This window comes from Lactobacillus sp. B4005 (genome assembly GCF_026536045.1).
GTDB lineage: Bacteria > Bacillota > Bacilli > Lactobacillales > Lactobacillaceae > Lactobacillus > Lactobacillus panisapium.
This window is the reverse complement of record NZ_JAFNOZ010000001.1, coordinates 531170-550759: the sequence shown is the minus strand read 5'-3', so window position 1 is coordinate 550759 and position 19590 is coordinate 531170. Positions and strand designations below refer to the sequence as shown.

Below are 19590 nucleotides of genomic sequence, written 5' to 3'. Positions count from 1 at the left end.
GGAAAAGGCACCTCTAGTCAATCTAATTAAGAGCAGGGAATAATTATTAATTTTCCTGAATTAGGGTGGAACCGCGATTTAATCGTCCCTATGCAAGTTTTGCATAGGCTTTTTTTATGGCCTAATGCAGGGAGGAACAGAAATGGCAAAGAAAAAACTGACAATTCAAAATATGATTTTTAAACTTGAAGAATTTTGGTCTTCAAAGGGCTGTATGGTTATGCCATCATACGATGTTGAAAAAGGGGCAGGAACGATGAGCCCGTACACATTCTTACGAGCTGTGGGACCAGAACCTTGGGCTGCTTGTTACGTTGAGCCTTCAAGACGCCCAGCTGATGGCCGTTATGGAGATAATCCCAATCGGCTTTTCCAACACCACCAATTTCAAGTGGTCATTAAACCTGCTCCAACCGATATTCAGCAATATTATCTTGATAGCTTAAAAGTTTTAGGCATTAATCCGCTTGAACACGATATCAGGTTTGTCGAGGATAACTGGGAGAATCCATCAATGGGTTGTGCCGGTGTCGGTTGGGAAGTTTGGCTAGACGGAATGGAAGTAAGCCAATTTACTTATTTCCAAACGGTCGGTGAACTTGACGTAAAACCAACGATGAGCGAAATCACTTATGGTGTTGAACGATTAGCTTCCTATATTCAAGACGTTAACTCTGTTTTTGACTTGGAATGGGGTAACGGAGTTTACTATCGTGATATCTTTAAAGAAGCCGAGTATGAAAATTCAAAATATGCCTTTGAAGAATCTAATCAAGAAGATTTATTGAAATTCTTTGATGTCTACGAAAGAACTGCTAAAGAACTAATTGGGTTAAACCTAGTTCAACCAGCTTACGACTACATCTTGAAATGTTCACACACTTTTAACTTACTTGATGCACGCGGAGCAGTTTCTGTTACTGAACGTGCTGGTTATTTAGCAAGAATTAGAAGTATGGCACATGAAATAGCTACCTGCTTTGTAGAAGAGCGTGAAAAGAGAGGCTTTCCTTTGTTAAAGAATGCAGAAGATAAGAATGCGGGGCTTGAAGATGACTAAAGATTATTTATTTGAAATTGGTACTGAGGAAATGCCTGCGCACGTTGTTTCACGTAGCGTTAAGCAACTAGCCGAAAGAACCAAAAAATTCTTAAAAGAAAATGGTTTAAAATTCAAAAACGTAAAAACTTTTTCTACTCCTCGTCGACTCACAATCTTAATTGAAGAATTAGCTGAAAAGCAAAATGATATCGATGAGATAAAAAAAGGGCCAGCCAAAAAGATTGCCTTGGATAAAGACAAAAATTGGACAAAAGCGGCTGAAGGTTTTGCGCGTGGCCAAGGAATGTCAACTGACGATATCTACTTCGAAGAACTTAAGGGAACCGAGTATGCATACGTTCACGTTCAAAAAGAAGGTAAAAAAGCAGCTGATATCCTTTTAGGCATGAGCGACATTATCAAAGCAATGACCTTCCCGACAAAAATGCGGTGGGATTCACACGACTTTGAATTTGTTCGTCCAATTCACTGGTTAGTTTCCTTATTTGGTAGCGATGTTATTCCTGTCAAAATTTTAGATATTACAGCTGGTCGTAAAACAGAGGGGCACCGCTTCTTGGGCGACTCAGTGGTGCTTGCAAACACTGCTGATTATGAGGATGCTTTAAAAGATCAATTTGTAATCGTTGATGCAAAAAAACGTAAAGAAATGATTGTTGATCAAATGAATCAGCTGGTTAAAGAAAATAATTGGCAAATCAAAATGGACCAAAATCTGTTAGAAGAGGTTACAAATTTAGTTGAATATCCAACTGTTTTTGCCGGTTCATTTGACAAAAAATATTTAGAAATGCCACAAGAAGTCTTAATTACTTCAATGAAAGATAATCAGCGCTATTTTGAAGTTTATGATCAAGACAGTCATTTAATCAACCACTTTATTTCTGTCAGAAATGGTAATAAAGACTACTTAGAAAATGTTGTTTCTGGTAATGAAAAAGTGTTGGTTGCTCGTTTAGATGATGCCCAATTCTTTTATGATGAAGACCGCAAATACCCGTTGAGTCATTTTGTAAATAAATTAAAGAATGTTTCATTCCATGATAAGATCGGCTCAATGGCAGAAAAAACTGTTCGGGTTCGAATCATTGGTGATTTGCTTGCTAAACGTTGGAAGTTAGACGAACAAACGATTAAGGATTTTGATCGGGCAAGTGAACTGTATAAATTTGACTTAGTAACCCAAATGGTTGGTGAATTTGCTGAACTTCAGGGAATTATGGGGATGCATTACGCTAAACTTGCTGGTGAAAAAGATGATGTTGCCGTTGCAATCAAGGAACATTACATGCCGACAACTTCCGAAGGTGAATTACCTGAAACTACAGTTGGCTCCTTATTGTCAGTTGCAGATAAGCTTGATACCATCATTACCTTTTTTGCCGTTGGCATGATTCCAAGTTCTTCAAATGATCCATATGCTCTTCGTCGTTATGCTTACGGTATCGTACGAATTTTGTTGAAGCAAAAATGGTCTCTGCCATTTAAAGAAGTTTTACCTGAAATTGTTAGTGCTCTTGACGATAAGACTCCAGCTAAATTACCAAAAACAGCTGAACAAGACGAAGAAATTGCAGCCTTTATCCGTGATCGAATTAAGCAATATTTGCAGAGAAATAACTTTAAGTACGACATTATTGATGCAGTTCTTGCTTCCAGCCAACAAGATCCAATTCAGATCTTAGCAGCTGCTAATGTTTTGCAACTACACCATGATGATGATAAATTTAAACCAGTGGTTGAAAGTCTAATCAGAATTAAGAATATTCTGAAAAAAGCCAAATACAAGGGTAAAAATGCAGTTAATCCCGATTTATTTGCTAATGAGAGCGAGCAAGAATTATATGCTGGCGTTAATGCACTAAAAGATATTTCTAACTTAACTGATTTGTATGACGGTTTTGTTAAATTACAACCAGTTATTGACCGCTACTTTGAGACTAATATGATTTTAGATAAAAACGAAGAAATTAAAAATAACCGGTTAAACCAATTAAGTGCAGTTGCTGAATTAGCCGATAACTTGGGTGATTTGAGTAAATTAGTAATTAAATAAATAGTTTAAAAAAGCGGGTGAAAAAATGGCTGGCTTAATACCTGAGGAAACCATTGCCAAAGTTCGCGATAATGTTAATATCGTTAACGTGATTAGCCAGTATGTTTCTCTTGAAAAGAAAGGGAAAGATTATGTCGGTCTATGTCCTTTTCATGAAGAAAAAACGCCTTCTTTTACCGTTAATGAGGGAAAGCAATTTTTTAAGTGTTTTGGTTGTGGCAAAGGTGGCAATGTTTTTACCTTTTTAATGGAAAAGGAAAACCTGACTTTTCCTGAAAGTGTTCAAAAGGTAGCTGAGATTGCTCATATTGATGTTGGTGAGTTTACCAACAAAACACCAAAATATTCCAACATTTTAATTAAAATAAATGAGGAAGCAGCGGATTTTTATCATCGCGTTTTGTTGTCAACCAATGCAGGTAAACGGGGACTGGATTATGCCCATCAACGTGGACTGACTGAAGAAATTATTGATCATTTTCGGATTGGGTATGCACCAAAGCAAAATAATCTGCTCTTAACTTACCTTCGAGGACATGATTACCAAGATCAGGATTTAATTGCGAGTGGCTTATTTGTTCAGGCACAAAGTGGGGAACTATTCGACCGTTTTCGTGACCGCTTAATGTTTACCTTAACAAATGAGGGCGACTATGCAGTTGGTTTTTCTGGTAGAAGGCTATCTAATGATAAAACCGAAGCCAAGTACATGAATAGTCCGGAAACAAAGGTTTTTGAAAAATCAAACGTACTTTTTCATTTTGCTGAAGCCAAAAAAGCAGCAAGAGCTGAAGGACATTTAGTATTATACGAAGGATACATGGATGTAATTGCTGCCTATCAAGCTGGTGTTAAATCAGGGATTGCTTCTATGGGGACAAGCCTAACCGAGCAGCAGGTTTACATGCTTAAGCGTATTACCAAAAACATTATCATCAATTACGATGGTGATGATCCTGGAGTTCATGCTGAAGAACGTGCTACTAAGCTATTTGAAAAAGCAGGTGGTTTTAATCTCGGAGTCGTCGTTCTTCCCGAAAAGTTGGATCCAGATGAATATGTCAAAAAATACGGTGTAGAAAAATATCGTGACGAAATCAAAGGCGCTTTAACGCCAACCGATTTTTACTTAAAGCGGCTGGCTAAAAAATATAATTTGAGTAACGATCGCGAAAAATTATTATATTTAGATGAAGCGGTTCGAGAGATTGCACAATTATCTAATCCAGTTGAACAAGACCTCTATTTAGAAAAAATTGCACGGCAGCAACGAGTCTCGCTTGATTCTTTAAAAGTAAATTTGGTTAAATATCGCCGGCAGTTTAATGCCGCTCAGCAACATAAAGGTAATCAAAGTATGGTGAGCGCTGAACAGGATGCGCCACCTGAAATAGTAGCTGATACTTCACCGGCTAATGATCCGGTACAAACAAGACTTTTATATTTATTTATTCATTCAGAACACGCTCGTGATTACTTACTGGAAAATAAGTTTTTATTTCCAGATCAAAATTACCAAAAATTAGCGGAATTATGGTTAAATTTTAGTGAAACCCAAGAAAAACCGACAGTGAATAGTTTTTTAAATTTTATTCCTAGTCAACTTCAAGGTATAATAGTAAATGCTGAAATGACAGACATGCCCCAGGATTTTTCTGATCGTGAACTTAGTGAGCAAATTCATGCACTGCAAATGCGGCAAGTAAATGATCAGCTGCATGATTTGATGAATAATCTTCAGGATGCCAAGCGCAAAATGGACTCTGATGAAATTATTACAATCACACAAAAGATTTTACAATTAAAAAGAATCCAGGGTTAAAGGGGGGCTTACAGTGGTAGAAAAGAAAAGCACTAGCAAAAATAAACAACCATCTTTAGATAAAGTCGTTAGAGATGTTGTTAAAGCTGTAAAAAAGGAAAAATCAATTACAGAAAATGAGTTTGTTGATCGTCTAGTTAAGCCCTATAAACTGCAGGGCAAAGCAGTGGATCAATTAGTTCAAGAATTCGAAGACAACGGCATTAGCATTGTAGACGATAAAGGTGAACCATCTAAACTAGCTCTGAAAAAGCAAAAGGATGTTGAAAAAGCTGAACTGAAGGATATGTCTGCACCATCTAGTGTTAGAATGAATGATCCGGTTCGGATGTATTTAAAGGAAATCGGTCGTGTTCCGCTTTTAAATGCTGATCAAGAAATTGCTTTGGCCAAAAGAATTGAAAAAGGCGATGAAGAGGCAAAACAAGAATTAGCTGAAGCTAACCTTCGTTTAGTTGTTTCAATCGCTAAGCGCTATGTTGGTCGTGGAATGTCGTTTCTTGACTTAATTCAAGAAGGTAACATGGGGTTGATGAAGGCCGTCGATAAGTTTGATTATAGCCTTGGGTTCAAATTTTCAACCTATGCTACTTGGTGGATTAGGCAGGCAATTACTCGTGCGATTGCTGATCAAGCTAGAACTATCAGAATTCCTGTTCATATGGTTGAAACCATCAATAAACTGATTAGAATTCAAAGACAATTACTTCAAGACTTAGGACGTGAACCGACTCCTGAAGAAATTGGTGCAGAAATGGATATGCCGACGAGTAAAGTGCGTGACATCCTAAAGATTGCCCAAGAACCAGTTTCTCTTGAAACTCCTATTGGTGAAGAAGACGATTCTCATTTAGGTGATTTCATCAAGGATAAAGATGCCACTAGTCCCGAGCAGCATGCTTCGTATGAAATGCTGAAAGAACAACTTGAAGAGGTCTTGGACACTTTGACTGATCGTGAAGAAAATGTTTTACGATTACGTTTTGGCCTTGATGATGGTCGGACTAGAACTTTAGAAGAAGTTGGTAAAGTCTTTGGTGTAACCAGGGAACGAATTAGGCAGATTGAAGCAAAAGCTTTGCGGAAATTACGTCATCCAAGTCGTTCTAACCAACTACGCGACTTCTTGGACTAAAACTGATTAAATTAATGTGTTAAAGTGATATTTTCTCTTAACAAGGAAATATCACTTTTTTGTTTACCAGAATATTTGATTCTCCTTGATTTAAATAAAAAATTTTATCAAGTAAAAATAAGGGGAGGTACTGTATAAAAAATGTGAAATTAGAATTAATTTCACCAGTTCATAATATAGGAGTATTTAACTGACTATTAAAGACCATTGCTACTCATGATGGACACCTTGCTGAAAAGGTAGTTAGTAATTTGCACAAAATAGCCTGTTTGTCGCTTACATAAAACCCTTAAGGTTTCGGTCCAAATTTCATCATAAAAAATTAAGTTTTAAGGAAGAAACTGCTATTAAATACCAGCTAGTGTTTTTAATCTTTAATAAAAAGATGATTAACTATCTTTTTAGGTTTGGAATAAATTTAAAAGAGTTCATCACGTTTTCCATCTAAAAGATGTTCGTCGATTTTATCATTAAAATAAACGAGTAAATCGCGATCAAAATTATAGGCCAATTGCGTATTAAGTAATTCTTGTTTTGTCATCCAGGCTAAATCACCTTCGTTTGATGCTTTCACCTGTCCTTTAAACTTGGTTGCAGTATAAAAAAAGACAATATAGCGATGGTCATTGTCATCATAAAATTGCTTTAAGCCACAAAGCCGTGGATTTTCGATTGCCAAATTTGTCTCTTCTTTAACTTCCCGCACAACGGAGTCATAGAACGATTCATGATTTTCAACATGTCCGCCAGGAAAAGTTAGTCCGGGCCAGTTAAGGTCATTTCGATTTAAAACCAAAATCTTCTTATCTTTTACAATCATGCACATATTAGTCAAAGTGACTGGTTCGGTTCTGTCCATTAATTTTCCTTTCAAATTTGTCCTACATTATTATTTATTAAAGGGATGGAACGGAAATGCTCTTCCGTTTAGCTTAATGTTAAATTCTTGCTTAGTTATATTGATTTCAATTTTTGGTTTAGCAGATTTTTTTACTGAACTACTATTATTAGGCTGTGTAGTGTTTTCCCAATTTCTGGAAAATTCACTAAAATTACTGACAACTCGATAATCAGTCTTAAATAAATCTGGATTAGTTATTTCTTTAGCGACTTTAACGTCTACTGAGGTAGACTCTTTTGTAGAATTATCTGAAAAAGCTTCAGCAAGCCGTTTAAGAACTTTATTTAGTTCAGTTAAATCTTTAATTTCCCTGAAAGAAATATTGCTAGCGTTGGCTACCCGAATTGCTTTATCAGAACGATTTGGAGGGTCTTTTGCAGGTTCGTTATTATCATTAATTTCTTTCTTCTTTTCATTTTCATTTGCTTTCAGCTGTGAATTTAAAACATCAGGGTCAGTTTTATTCATCTGAAAATATCCTCTCACTCTTCTTAGTATGTTATTTTAATTATAAAACTTTTACGCCCCAAAAATATAGAGATTTCTGGTTATTTTACTCAATGCCAGAAAAGATTATGTTAAAATTTTTATACAAAGAAAGTAGGAAGAAAAGTGAATTTACGATTGAATAGTTTGGCAGCAATGGTGGATAATGACGTTCGAGTTGCTGATATTGGAACTGATCACGCTTATTTACCAATTGAACTCATTAAAAGTGGTAAAATATCCTATGCAATTGCCAGCGATATAGCAAAGGGACCGCTGGATAACGCTAAAAAAGATGTTCAAGAAGCAGGACTAGCAGATCAAATAGATACTCGCTTAGGCGCGGGATTGTCAACGGTATCTGAACAAGATCAAATTGATACGGTGATTATTGCTGGTATGGGTGGAAAATTAATCACACAAATCTTAAATGATGCCTGGCAGAATAAGTTGCAGTTTAAGACATTGATACTTGAACCAAATGTTGGTGAATGTGGCGTGCGTAAATGGTTGACTGAGCATTCATATGAAATTAAAGCTGAACAAATTGTGGCAGAAGCTGGTCACACTTACGAGTTAATTAAGGCAGTTAAGTCGCAAATAAAAAGTAATTTGTCTGCGGCGGAATTGTATTTTGGGCCATTCCTATTACGGGAAAAAAATGATATTTTTAAGCAAAAATGGCTCGGACAACTAAAGTATCACCGGTCCTTATTAACTAACCTTAATAAGGCTAAAAATAAAGATTTAGTCCATATCAAGCAAGTTGAACATGAAATAAAAATGATTGAAGGAGTATTAAATGACTAAAGTTGCAGATATCGTGGCAGTTTTACAACAGTATTTTCCTGAGAAAATTGCCAGTAAAGGTGATCCAGTAGGAATTCAGATCGGTTCATTAAATCAAGAAGTTAATTGCGTCATGACTACATTGGATGTGCGCCCGCAAGTAGTTGATGAAGCGATTGCTAACAAAGTTGACTTGATTATCAGTCATCATCCCGTAATGTTTCGTCCCGCACCCAACTTAAATTATGCTAATCCCCAAAATGAAATGTATGCCAAAATTATCGCCAATAACATAACTGTTTATTCTATTCACACTAATTCTGATAAAGCTGAGAATGGTTCAAGCGACTGGCAGGCTGAAGAATTGGGTTTACAAAATGTCGAACCTTTCTGTCTTGATGACGATGGCATCGCGATTGGCCGAAAGGGTAATCTGCCTGAGCCAATGAGCGCTTTTGATTTTGCTTACTATGTCAAAGATAAGATGAAAACTAAAATGGCCCGCTTGATTTGTGCTAATAATGAACAAACAATTTCTAGCGTCAGTTTTATTTGTGGTGATGGTGGCAAATACTGGCACCTGGCGGTAGAAGAGAATATTGATGCCTTTATTACTGGTGATGTTTATTACCATACTGGCCATGATATTATTTCTTCCGGATTGACAGTTGTTGACCCTGGGCACTATACAGAAAAATTATTTAAAGATAGAATGTATGAAAAGTTAATTAAATGGAATGATGTAAATCAGTGGCAAATTAAGCTTAAAAAATCTATTGTTTCCACTAACCCATTTCAGGATTTGTTTTAAAAGGAGATTTTATGGAATACCCAAATTTATTACCGCGATTTTTAAAGTATGTCAAAGTGAATTCACGCTCAGATGAACACTCAGATCGTTTTCCCTCAACTGAACGTGAGGAAAAGTTCCAAAAGGAAGTTGTGCAAAAGGACCTCGAAGAATTAGGTTTATCAGATGTTCATTACAACCAAGACTCCGGTTGTGTTATTGCTGAAATTCCAGCAAATGTTGATTATGATGTCCCAGTTATGGGCTTTTTGGCACACTGTGATACAGCTGATTTTAATGCTGAAAACGTTAAACCTCAAATCCATGAAAACTATGATGGTAAGTCAAAAATTCAACTAGGGGATTCTGAATTTTACTTAGATCCAGCAGTTTTTCCAAATCTAAAAAAATACCAAGGCAAAACCTTAATCACAACTTCGGGTGACACGTTGCTTGGTGGAGACGATAAATGTGGGGTAGCTGAAGTTGTTACTCTGGCTGAATATTTGCTTAACCATCCTGAAATTAAGCACGGTAAAATTCGGTTAGCCTTTACACCAGATGAAGAAATTGGAACCGGTGCACCTCATTTTGACGTCAAAGAATTTGGTGCTGATTTTGGTTATACGCTTGATGGTGCCGCACCTGGTAAATTAGATTGGGGAACATTTTCAGCTGCCACATTTACGCTTGATATTCAAGGAGTGAATGTTCACCCATCAGTTGCTAAAAACCAAATGATTAGCGCAATTCAAGTTGCAATTGATTTTCAAAATCAATTGCCTAGTGACGAAGTACCAGAAAAGACAGATAAAAGACAAGGTTTCTATCATCTAACCGACTTCCAAGGAACGGTTGACAATGCTCACTTAGAGTATATTATTCGTGACTTTGAACGTGATGGGCTTGAAAAGCGCAAGAACTTAGTCAAAAAAATCGTAAATGAGATGAATGAAAAATTTGGTAAAGAACGCATCAAGCTGACCATGAGAGATCAATACTACAACATGGCTGACGAATTAGAAAAACACATGGATGTTGTTAACTTGGCGCGTGATGCATATCGTGCTGTAGGTTTGAATCAAATTGACGAAGATCCCATTAGAGGTGGTACAGATGGTTGCCAATTGACATACATGGGTCTTCCTTGTCCAAACTTATTCTCAGGACAGGAAAACATGCATGGTCGTTTTGAATACACTGTACTTGAATCAATGTATCAAGCAGTAGACGTTATGGTAAAAATGGCCGAAATGAATGCTACAAACAATAATTAGTGAAACAAAAATGACATTAAAGTTGCTTTGTTAAAAATCAGCTTAAACATTAAAAAGCTTGTTATACTAAAGAAAAGCGTATTTCTACTATAATTGAAAAATTATGCACATCTAGTATAAAGTAAAAAAATAGCTCATAAAATCATTGCTATAGATGGTTTTATGGGCTTTTTTTCTTTCTCAGGACTAAAAGTGATAAGTCGTGGAACAGTTAAAAATGTCTAAAAATTTACTTGCAGTCTAACCTCTTCCTGCTAAAACAATTAATAGTGAAGAGGTCAGAATAGTAACAATGAAATATTTATCATAATAAAATAAAAAAGATTGCACAATAAGCGAAACTGCGATAATATTACGGTGTATTAGAAATGTAATACAGCTTAAAAGGATGGTGGACTTGTGGAATTCAAGGATAACATTCCCATTTATTTGCAAATTAAGCAGTACCTTTATCGGCAAATCGTTACGGGAAAATTAAAATCAGGAGAAAAAATACCTTCTGTAAGAGAATTAGCTGTCCAACTAACTGTAAACGTCAACACAGTTCAACGGGCACTGCAACAAATGAATGTAGAAGGTATTTTATATACGAAACGTGGTGAAGGAAACTTCGTTACGGAAGATACCAATTTGCTTGATAAGACCAAGCAGGATTTAATTAATGAAGAACTAGATAAATTTGTTCAAAGCATGCATGCTTTAGGCGTTTCTGATGATCAAATTAGTACTTTTTTAACCGAATATTTAAAAAAGGAGCAATAACTATGAGCATTAGCTTGCACGACAAAAAAGTAAGAAGATTTCGTCTAGTAGATGACTGGCCGCTTTATTTACAGGTCAAACAATACATTGAGTGGCAAATTTATTACGGTAAATTGGCTGCTGGCCAGAAACTACCTGGAAGTCGTAATCTGGCAGCTGAGTTGACGGTTAATTCGCATATCGTTCAGCGGGTGTTAACCGAATTATTGCACGAGCAAATCTTAGTTAACAAGGCTGATGACTATTTTGTAACGGACAATAACGAAAAAATCTCGGAGCTTAAACAAGATTTGCTTAATAATGCAGTAAAGGACTTCATTGGGGGTCTAAATAAGCAAGGCGTTGATAATAATCAAATCAATTCAGCCTTTAGGCGGATTCTAAAGCTAGGAGTTTAAGTAATGGCTAACCTTTTAGAAATTAAAAATCTAAGTTATAAGAAAAATCAGAAAAAAATTTTGCAAGATGTGAATTTAACCTTGCAGTCAGGAAAAATCGTTGCTCTTTTAGGAAAAAACGGTGCAGGGAAGACCACTTTAATGCGGATAATCGCAGGAATTGCCAAAAATTATACTGGTATTGTGACCGTCAGTGATTTTTCAGACCTCACTCAGCGTAAAGCTCATTTATCTTTTAGTGATCGTCTTTCTGGCTTTCGGGAATCAAGCAAAATAAAGCAACTAGGTGAGTTTTACCAGGAGCTTTATGCTGATTTTGATAATAAACAATTTGAGCAACTAGTAAAATTTATGAAATTGGATCCTGATCTTCGCTTAGCGCAAATGTCTAAAGGGATGCGCGAAAAGCTAATCATTGCTTTATCTTTTTCACGTAAGACTGATCTTTACCTTTTGGATGAACCATTCTCTGGTATTGACGCGATGGCGCGTAAGAAGATAATTAAATCTATTATTCTGTGGAAAGATGAGAAGTCAACAATGTTAATCTCCGACCACTTTGTAAATGAAATTGCTTCTATCCTTGATGAGGTCGTTGTTATTAAAGACAAGACAATTTATGCGCATAAGTCTACCGAGAAAATCAGGGAAAGCAATGAAAGTATCGAAGACTTTTACGAAAATATTTATGAAGATGAGGAGGATTAGATGTTTCAGCGGTTATTTTCAGTCTTTTTCAAGAATAAAATGAAGCAAGGCTACATTCTGCTAGCAATCCAAACGATTGCGGCAATAGTTATTTCAATTATTAGTGTAATTGGTTTTAGAAACGGCCATTTTTACTTATACGATAATGGCAATGTTGGCTTTTTCCTCATCTTGATTGGAGTTTTCGCTAGTCTGGCTGTGATTGCTCTGATAGTATTTTTTGGTATTACTTGCTTTAACAACGAAAGCTATAATAGCAACCAAAGCTACCGATTATTGGCGATTAGCGATACTAAATATTTTTTAGCTAATATTTTAAGTTCATTTGTTGCCCTGATCGTGATGAATATTATTAATCTGTTATTTGTCGTCCTTTTTTCCATATTAGCCTTTGTGACAGATCAAGATTTTCGAATAAATACCATCAGTATCTGGCAAGATATTTGTCATGATGCTTTCAAACTAGGGGCCGACTTTTATCTTACGATGTTACAAATAGTAGTTTGGTTGATGCTACTAATATTTGTAACTTATGTCTTAATTAGCTTTTTAAATTTCTCTAGCAAGGCCATTCTTAATTTTTTACCTGGACTTTCAAATCGTCCAGCCTTATTTTTTGTTCGCGGATTACTAATTTTAGTAATTTCTTGGCTAATAATTAAAGTAATGGAACCCATCAATTGGCTCCTTGCTTCCAATGTTCCAGGTTCTTTATTCTACAATGACCCGGACTTGACGGGCTTCTTTTATAGCTCTAGCCTCATTTTTGTGATTATCTTTCTTGTATTCTTATTAGCGGATTTATTTTTATTCAACCGCTATTTTGAGCCAAAAGATTGAGCAAATATCCAATTCAAAAGACCAACTACTGAAATCATGTCAGGGCTGGTCTTTTTCTTAAAGTTATTGCAAATTCTTATTATTTAGTTTAACATGATACTGTATTAGAAAAATAATACAGTAAAAAGAAAAATCTGATGCTTTGAGCTTAATCTTATTATCTTGCAAGGGATTTTTTTAAAAAATTTCTCTCGTGAATGATAAAATACCATCAACGTCTAACCACACTAAACAGTTAAAAAATAGCTTAATGCTTGCCAACACTTTAGACAATAAAGCGGAGGACACCAAAAACCAGTACAATCTTATCTGGTTATTCAAAACAGGAGTAGTACAATGGAAAATCTTTTACAAATCAAGGATTTGACCTACCGGAAAAATCAAAAGTCAATTTTAAAAAATATTAACTTAACCCTGCAACCTGGTAAAATTGTAGCCCTACTAGGTGAAAATGGGGCAGGGAAAACCACCCTGATGCGTATCATCAGCAGCACAGCCAAGAATTACCATGGCAGTGTCTATGTAGCTGGACGTGAAAAAGAAGCCGAAAGAAAGGCACACCTGTCCTTTACTGACGGCCTGACAGGTTTTACTGATTCAACCAGAATTAGTGAAATTGAAAAATTCTACGAAGTGATTTATCAAGATTTTGATCTTGAAGAATTTGACCAGTTACGCCAGTTTATGAGGCTAGATGCAAGTTCACGATTGGCAGAACTATCAAAGGGGATGCGGGAAAAACTAGTTATTGCTTTAACTTTTTCGCGTAAAACTGACCTTTATTTGCTTGATGAGCCTTTTTCTGGCATTGATGCGATGGCCCGCAAAAAAATAATTAGTTCTATTATCTTGTGGAAAGCAGAAAAAGCTACCATTTTGATTTCTGACCACTTTGTTAATGAAATTGCATCACTTTTAGATGAAGTGGTCATTATCAAAGACAAAACAATTTATTGCCACAAGTCTACTGAAGAAATCAGGGCTAAAAACGAAAGTCTCGAAGACTATTATGAAGGTCTTTACGAGAAGGAGGAAGAGTAATGTCAATTTTTTACCGTAGTTTTACTGAGCTGTTCAAGCTAAAAATCAAAAATACTCATCTATGGTTTATTTGCCAGCTAATTGGCTCATTTGCCCTGACCTTCTTTATTTACATTCACGATAAATCTCTTCAGAATGCCAGTTTCATCGCAACGTGGCTGACTAATTTCTTATATTTAACTTTTTTATTTATTGGAATTTATTATTGTATAACCTGTATCACTCATGAAAAAGTCAACCGCAATCAAACTTGGCGTTTAATTCCAATGAGTAGTTCGGGACTATACGCAGACAACATGTTAAGTTCATTTGTTTCCGTAGCATTCTTTTGCGTATTGGAAATCATTAGTAATATAATTTTTCTTTTAATTACAATGCTGGTCGATCGCCAATTTGCCAAAGAAGTTATTAAAAGCTTTCAATATGCTAATGCCGATGCAACTAAGATTGATTTTCAAATTGTTTCTAGTATATTGAGTTTAGTCTTTATCTTAATCTTACTGGGTTTCTTATTTTACTTCATAGTTGATTTTTTAAACTTTAGCAGCCGCTCAATTGCTGATTTTCTTCCCGGTTCTAACGGTCAAGCGTATATCAGAGTTATTATTATCTTGTTGATTATTTTGATTGCTTGGACCATTATTAATACAAATAACTTTATCGCTTCAATTGTATTATATCCACTTTCATTTTTGCGCGGGGACCTGTTTTCCGACAATCATACTTTGTCAAACATAATTATTATATTGATCACGTTTAATGTTGTATTAGCTATTATTAATTTATTCTCTTACAACAAATTCTTTGAAGCAAGTGAAAGTAAGTAAAGTTACTAGTAAAACACATTTTATCTTAAGCAAAAAGGGCACTAAGTATCTGCTTAGTGCCCTTTAATTATTAAAATCGTAACTCCTAATGGTTAGCGGCAAGGTAATCATAGAGTTGGTTAATTTCTTCAGGAGTGAACTCACCCTCACCGGTTTTCATTGCATGAATTTTTTCAACCGAAAGGTGACTGGCAAAAGCCAAGTCAGTGTCCGTGATATGATGCTTAATTTGATAATTAATAATTGAACTGGATAATTCTTCTAGTTGCTGATTCATAATAATTCTCCTTTACAGTTTATTTTAGCGAAAAAACCGGTAATTTTAAAGAAAAGTCATATTAAAAACCTTGTACTTTGTTAAAAGGCCAATACCGCAATACCACCTTACCAATTAAGTTCTTACGTTTTACCGGGCCAAAAATATGTGAATCCCTCGAAATATCGCGGTGATCACCCATTACCCAGTAGTAACCTTTCGGTACCTTATAAGTAAAATTATTAGTATAAGTATGGCCAGTGTCATTAGCTGCTTTTTTAAAGCTATTATTTAAATAAGACTCAGGAAGCAATTTCCCGTTAACATACATTTTATCGTTTTTAGACACCAGTTTATCGCCAGGTAAGCCGATAACACGCTTAATATATAGAGCGCCAGGAACATCGTTAGCAGCCTTAGGAGCCAATAAAACGACGACATCATTTCTTTTAGGTGTGAAATTTCTGACGGAAATCAACCGATCATTATCTTCAAAAGTGGGTTGCATTGATGGACCCGAAACCCGATCATTAGACAATACGAAATGGAAAATGAGATAAAAAGCGCCTAAGATAACCGCCATCATAATGACGATATCTAAAATAAATTTGCCAAGGCTTTCTTCCTCTTGATCCTGCTTTTTTGTAACATTTTTTGCCATAAAAATTCTCCCTATTTTAGATTAAAAACTTTGAACCCGGTTAAACGGCCAATAACGAAAGACAACTTTACCAACTAAATTACCACGGCTAACGGGACCAAATTTGCGTGAATCTTTTGAGATATCCCGATGATCACCCATAACCCAATAATGGCCACTAGGTACGCGATAGGTAAAATTGTTGGTATAGGTATAGCCCGCAGCATTATCTGCTTTCTTGAATTTGTTATTCAAATAAGGTTCAGGTATTAGTTTGCCATTAACATACATTTTATCATTTTTTGCTGTAACCTTATCACCCGGCAATCCAATCACACGCTTAACGTAGAGTGCATGCGGATCATTTGCCTTTTTAGGGGGAATCAAGGCTACAACATCGTATCTTTTGGGTGTAAAGTGACGAACTGAGATCATTCGCTCGTTATTTTCAAAAGTCGGCTGCATCGAATTGCCAGAAACACGCACGTTAACTAAAACAAAGTGAAACAGCAGATAAAAGATTCCGAAAATAACGACTACCATTACGACAAGATCTAAAAGGAATTTCCCTAAACTTTCTTCCTCATCGTCTTTTTTTATATCATTTTCCATCAAATATTCTCCTTTATTCTATTACTCTTTATTATAACTGAAATCATTTCATTTGAATGGTAAAATCATTATAGGTATTTGATATGACAGAATTTTTAGAGAAAATTAAGCACTTAGCAATTGAGATTGACAACCAACAGGTTGATCAGCAAGCTAAAGAAATCATGTGCATCATTCAAACAATTGAAAAAAAGCAAGTTTTAGCTAAAGCACCGAGCTTACTCGGCTTTTATCCTGATAAACTAGAGGAGATAATGACAGAAGTCGGACCGCAAAAAGCAGCGGCACTTAAGATAATTAACCAGCTTTTTAACAGTACAAGGCAGTTTTTATCGATTCACTATGGTTTATGGTCTTTACCGAACTTGGAAACGGCTCAAGCAATCAAAGAGAACTTACATGTAAATTCAGCACTGGAAATAATGGCGGGTAACGCTTATTGGACTCGGGCATTACAACAGGTTGGGGTTCAAACAGTTGCAACAGATTCATTACAGTGGGCGAAGACTTCGCGAACTGGCCAGCAACCGTTTGCTTCTGTGGTTAATCTAAATGCTAGTTCAGCTATTGCCCAGTATTCGGCAGTAGACTTAATTCTTTGTTCTTGGGCGCCCAATTTTAACCGCAGTGATTTAGCAGCAGTTAATGCTTGGCAAAAGTACAATCCCAAAAGTCACTTCTTGTTTATTGGCGAAAAAAATGGTGCCACAAACTCACCAGCTTTTTGGCATCATGAAAAATTTCGTCATTCACCAGCTCTTAGACAAATTAAGCAAACTTTTACCAGTTACGATTTTATCGATGAACAAATATTTGAGATAGAACATGAAATTTAAAAAGATTTTTTTATTATTTATTATTTTTTTAGCAATGCTCGGTGTGGGCTCAATGCTATCTAATATTCAATCCGATGAAGCCAATCAATTACTTGAAGCATACGGATTAAGCAATAATACTCGTTATATTAAAATTAAAAATGACCAAAACATTAGCACTTTTGTGTGTTATTTAGAGCAAAAGTTCCCAAAAAACAAGATCCAGCTTCACCTAGCAAGTAACAGAAAAGATAAGCAAACTTTAATTTGGTCTAACAAAGATGTCTTAACTCTGCCAACAGAAGCGGGTCGTTACTTTACTTCTGACGACTTTAAGGGTAGGGTCTCTTTTGGTGTCTTAGGCTTAAATGCCAATGTTAAACAGTATAAAACGCAGGGAAACCAGTACATTGTTTTAAACAATAAATATTACACCGTAATTGGGACATTAAAGCATTATCGGCAAATGAAACAGAATGGGTATTACTTAACTACGGGTTCAATGCAGCCGACTGGCCAATTTAAATTGCGCAATTACGTAATTATCATTGATAGTTCGACTAGGGTGATCAGACAGATTGCTGCTCATTATGGTGTAAAGGTTAAAACACCATCATTTGTCAAAAGTCACCAGAGCCATCAATTTTCAGTGATCAAAGAAATTTTATTAATTGTCGTGTTTATTTTGATTGCCGGAATCAGCAATCTTATTTTAGCCTTTTTAGATTGGCAAACTGTTAAGCAAACTCACTTAAGTGGCGGATTACTGCGTAATTGGCTGTTAAACCACGGAATTAGAACCATTTTAACCGAAATTTTACTGGTGTTTGGTGCCTATTTCTTCTTATGCTGGCGGGCTTTCTTCTCAAAGCCGCAGCATCTCTTGTTATTGTTACTAGCTAGCTGGATAATTATTTCCATTATTTATAGTTACGGCATTTTTTATCGCGTACGAAAGGAAAAACTAGATGCTTAAATTACCTAATGAATTTACTGCTAAGTACCGCAAATTATTGGGTCCAAAAGCCGATCAGCTATTTGCTGCAATGAACGATGAAGAACCAAAGAAAGCATTTCGCATTAACGCACTCAAGCAAAAACAAGATATTGGTTATGCGCTAACCAAACCTGTTTTAGGGATTAATAACGCATATTATGGTCAAGTTAGTGGTTCAGATCCTGAATGGGTAAGTGGGATGGTCTATTCACAAGAGCCAGCTGCAATGTTTCCTGCACAGATTGCTCAGGTAAAACCCGGAGAGAAAGTGCTTGATCTTTGCGCTGCGCCTGGCGGAAAAAGTACCGCTTTGGCTGAACAGTTAAGAGGTGATGGTCTATTAGTTGCTAACGATATCTCATCTTCCCGAGCAAAAGTCCTCCGTGAAAATCTGGAGCGCTGGGGAGTCACCAATGCATTAATTACCAATGAAAGTCCAGCAAGATTAGCGCAGCACTTTAACAGTTTCTTTGATAAAATTGTCGTTGATGCACCATGTAGTGGGGAAGGGATGTTTCGCAAAAATCCAGATGCCGTTTCTTATTGGTCCCAAGATTATGTCTTAACCTGCCAAAGTCGTCAAAAAGAAATTTTAGCAGCTGCGACAGAAATGTTGCGACCGGGCGGCGAGCTTATTTACTCGACGTGTACTTTTGCTCCCGAAGAAGATGAACAAATTGTATCTTGGCTCGCCCAAACTTATAGCTTTGAGATTTTACCTATCACTTTAAGCAATACTAACTGCGCTGCTGGAAACCCTGATTGGGCTGATCAAAATCCGGCGTTAACTAACACAGTACGTTTCTGGCCTTTTGATGAGCTAGGAGAAGGCCAATTTGTGGCAAGATTGCAAAAGCCTGCCAGCTCAGTAATCACTAAAGCCAAGTCTCAACGACAAAAACGTAAACGTGAAAAAGCCAGTACTAGGCACCTAACTAATCAAGAGGTGGAATTGATTGCACTAGTCTTAAAACCATTCAATCTGCCTTCGGCTTTAAGTGAATGGCCCAAGCGCTGCTTAGTAAGCCACGATCACGTTTTTTTACCAGCTTTAACGACAAACATTGCTCATTTGAAAATTTTAAATAATGGTTTTGAACTAGGTTTGCTCAAGAAAAACCGGTTTGAACCGAGCCATCAATTGGCAATGGTTTTAAGTCAAGTTGAACAAACGCAGGTGCTTGAACTTAGCCAACCAGATTTCGCCGCTTTTTTACATGGAGAAACATTACGTGGCCAAGATAATAAGATGCAGGGCTTTATTTTACTTAGTTACCAGCACTTAATCTTTAGCTTTGGTAAAAATACGAAAGATGGCGTTTTGAAGAATTTTTACCCTAAGGGTTTACGAATTTTGAAGAAAGATTAGAGATTA

21 protein-coding genes are annotated in these 19590 nt (G+C 36.2%); 16 read left to right on the top strand and 5 right to left on the bottom strand.

What is annotated here, in order from left to right; genetic code table 11:
- Positions 1–142: 142 nt before the first annotated feature.
- Genes glyQ through rpoD form a run of 4 tightly spaced genes read left to right on the top strand, consistent with a single transcriptional unit; the run spans position 143 to position 6076 of the window.
- Positions 143–1060 carry a glycine--tRNA ligase subunit alpha gene (glyQ, locus tag J3U73_RS02615; protein WP_220219692.1) on the top strand — a complete coding sequence of 306 codons (918 nt, stop codon included), beginning with the start codon at positions 143–145 and terminating at the stop codon, positions 1058–1060.
- Positions 1053–3119 (top strand): glycine--tRNA ligase subunit beta, encoded by a 2067-nt coding sequence (gene glyS, locus J3U73_RS02610; RefSeq protein WP_267409699.1) that lies wholly within the window; start codon positions 1053–1055, stop codon positions 3117–3119. The genes glyQ and glyS overlap by 8 nt, the downstream gene beginning before the upstream one ends.
- Before the next feature lie 25 nt (positions 3120–3144).
- A complete protein-coding gene (dnaG, locus tag J3U73_RS02605; protein ID WP_267409484.1) occupies positions 3145–4941 on the top strand; it encodes a DNA primase in 1797 nt (598 codons plus the stop codon).
- 13 nt (positions 4942–4954) lie between these two features.
- Entirely contained in the window at positions 4955–6076 is a 1122-nt protein-coding gene (rpoD, locus tag J3U73_RS02600; protein ID WP_267409483.1) for an RNA polymerase sigma factor RpoD, read from the top strand.
- Between the two features lie 418 nt (positions 6077–6494).
- Here rpoD and J3U73_RS02595 read toward each other — a convergent pair whose 3' ends face one another.
- Entirely contained in the window at positions 6495–6935 is a 441-nt protein-coding gene (locus J3U73_RS02595; protein WP_220267994.1) for an 8-oxo-dGTP diphosphatase, read from the bottom strand.
- A gap of 30 nt (positions 6936–6965) precedes the next feature.
- Positions 6966–7445, bottom strand: coding sequence for a hypothetical protein (locus J3U73_RS02590; RefSeq protein ID WP_267392648.1), 480 nt, complete (start codon positions 7443–7445; stop codon positions 6966–6968).
- Between the two features lie 144 nt (positions 7446–7589).
- Here J3U73_RS02590 and J3U73_RS02585 point away from each other — a divergent pair, with 144 nt between their 5' ends.
- From J3U73_RS02585 to J3U73_RS02545, 9 genes are all read left to right on the top strand, one after another.
- The gene (locus J3U73_RS02585) at positions 7590–8273 is read left to right on the top strand and encodes a tRNA (adenine(22)-N(1))-methyltransferase (RefSeq protein ID WP_267392649.1); all 684 of its coding nucleotides are present in this window, start codon (positions 7590–7592) and stop codon (positions 8271–8273) included.
- The gene (locus J3U73_RS02580; RefSeq protein WP_267392650.1) at positions 8266–9063 is read left to right on the top strand and encodes a Nif3-like dinuclear metal center hexameric protein; all 798 of its coding nucleotides are present in this window, start codon (positions 8266–8268) and stop codon (positions 9061–9063) included. Before J3U73_RS02585 ends, J3U73_RS02580 begins: the two co-directional genes overlap by 8 nt.
- 11 nt (positions 9064–9074) lie before the next feature.
- Positions 9075–10319, top strand: coding sequence for a peptidase T (pepT, locus tag J3U73_RS02575; RefSeq protein ID WP_267409482.1), 1245 nt, complete (start codon positions 9075–9077; stop codon positions 10317–10319).
- A 399-nt stretch (positions 10320–10718) separates the two neighbouring features.
- Positions 10719–11081, top strand: a complete 363-nt coding sequence (locus J3U73_RS02570) for a GntR family transcriptional regulator (RefSeq protein WP_103751649.1) — start codon at positions 10719–10721, stop codon at positions 11079–11081.
- Between the two features lie 2 nt (positions 11082–11083).
- Positions 11084–11479 carry a GntR family transcriptional regulator gene (locus J3U73_RS02565; protein WP_220267989.1) on the top strand — a complete coding sequence of 132 codons (396 nt, stop codon included), beginning with the start codon at positions 11084–11086 and terminating at the stop codon, positions 11477–11479.
- Between the two features lie 3 nt (positions 11480–11482).
- Positions 11483–12187 carry an ATP-binding cassette domain-containing protein gene (locus tag J3U73_RS02560; RefSeq protein WP_267392651.1) on the top strand — a complete coding sequence of 235 codons (705 nt, stop codon included), beginning with the start codon at positions 11483–11485 and terminating at the stop codon, positions 12185–12187.
- The gene (locus tag J3U73_RS02555; RefSeq protein ID WP_220267987.1) at positions 12188–13027 is read left to right on the top strand and encodes a hypothetical protein; all 840 of its coding nucleotides are present in this window, start codon (positions 12188–12190) and stop codon (positions 13025–13027) included.
- A gap of 336 nt (positions 13028–13363) precedes the next feature.
- On the top strand, positions 13364–14068 hold the full coding sequence (locus tag J3U73_RS02550; protein ID WP_220267986.1) for an ATP-binding cassette domain-containing protein: 705 nt from the start codon (positions 13364–13366) through the stop codon (positions 14066–14068).
- Positions 14068–14895: a hypothetical protein gene (locus J3U73_RS02545; RefSeq protein ID WP_267409481.1), complete on the top strand. Its 828-nt coding sequence runs from the start codon at positions 14068–14070 to the stop codon at positions 14893–14895. The genes J3U73_RS02550 and J3U73_RS02545 overlap by 1 nt, the downstream gene beginning before the upstream one ends.
- An 85-nt stretch (positions 14896–14980) precedes the next feature.
- Here J3U73_RS02545 and J3U73_RS02540 read toward each other — a convergent pair whose 3' ends face one another.
- The 3 genes from J3U73_RS02540 to lepB (J3U73_RS02530) form a co-directional block, all read right to left on the bottom strand.
- Entirely contained in the window at positions 14981–15172 is a 192-nt protein-coding gene (locus J3U73_RS02540; protein ID WP_103751643.1) for an LBP_cg2779 family protein, read from the bottom strand.
- A 61-nt stretch (positions 15173–15233) separates the two neighbouring features.
- Complete coding sequence (gene lepB / locus J3U73_RS02535) at positions 15234–15812, bottom strand: signal peptidase I (RefSeq protein ID WP_267409477.1); 579 nt, start codon at positions 15810–15812, stop codon at positions 15234–15236.
- Positions 15813–15833: 21 nt separating this feature from the next.
- The gene (gene lepB, locus J3U73_RS02530; protein WP_267409476.1) at positions 15834–16403 is read right to left on the bottom strand and encodes a signal peptidase I; all 570 of its coding nucleotides are present in this window, start codon (positions 16401–16403) and stop codon (positions 15834–15836) included.
- 83 nt (positions 16404–16486) lie between these two features.
- On the opposite strand from lepB (J3U73_RS02530), the gene J3U73_RS02525 reads away from it, so the two are divergent.
- The 3 genes from J3U73_RS02525 to J3U73_RS02515 are packed head-to-tail and all read left to right on the top strand — an operon-like array spanning position 16487 to position 19584.
- Positions 16487–17239: an SAM-dependent methyltransferase gene (locus J3U73_RS02525; protein WP_267409475.1), complete on the top strand. Its 753-nt coding sequence runs from the start codon at positions 16487–16489 to the stop codon at positions 17237–17239.
- The gene (locus J3U73_RS02520) at positions 17229–18194 is read left to right on the top strand and encodes an ABC transporter permease (RefSeq protein WP_267409474.1); all 966 of its coding nucleotides are present in this window, start codon (positions 17229–17231) and stop codon (positions 18192–18194) included. The genes J3U73_RS02525 and J3U73_RS02520 overlap by 11 nt, the downstream gene beginning before the upstream one ends.
- Entirely contained in the window at positions 18187–19584 is a 1398-nt protein-coding gene (locus tag J3U73_RS02515; protein WP_267409473.1) for an RsmB/NOP family class I SAM-dependent RNA methyltransferase, read from the top strand. The genes J3U73_RS02520 and J3U73_RS02515 overlap by 8 nt, the downstream gene beginning before the upstream one ends.
- The last annotated feature ends 6 nt before the right edge of the window (positions 19585–19590 follow it).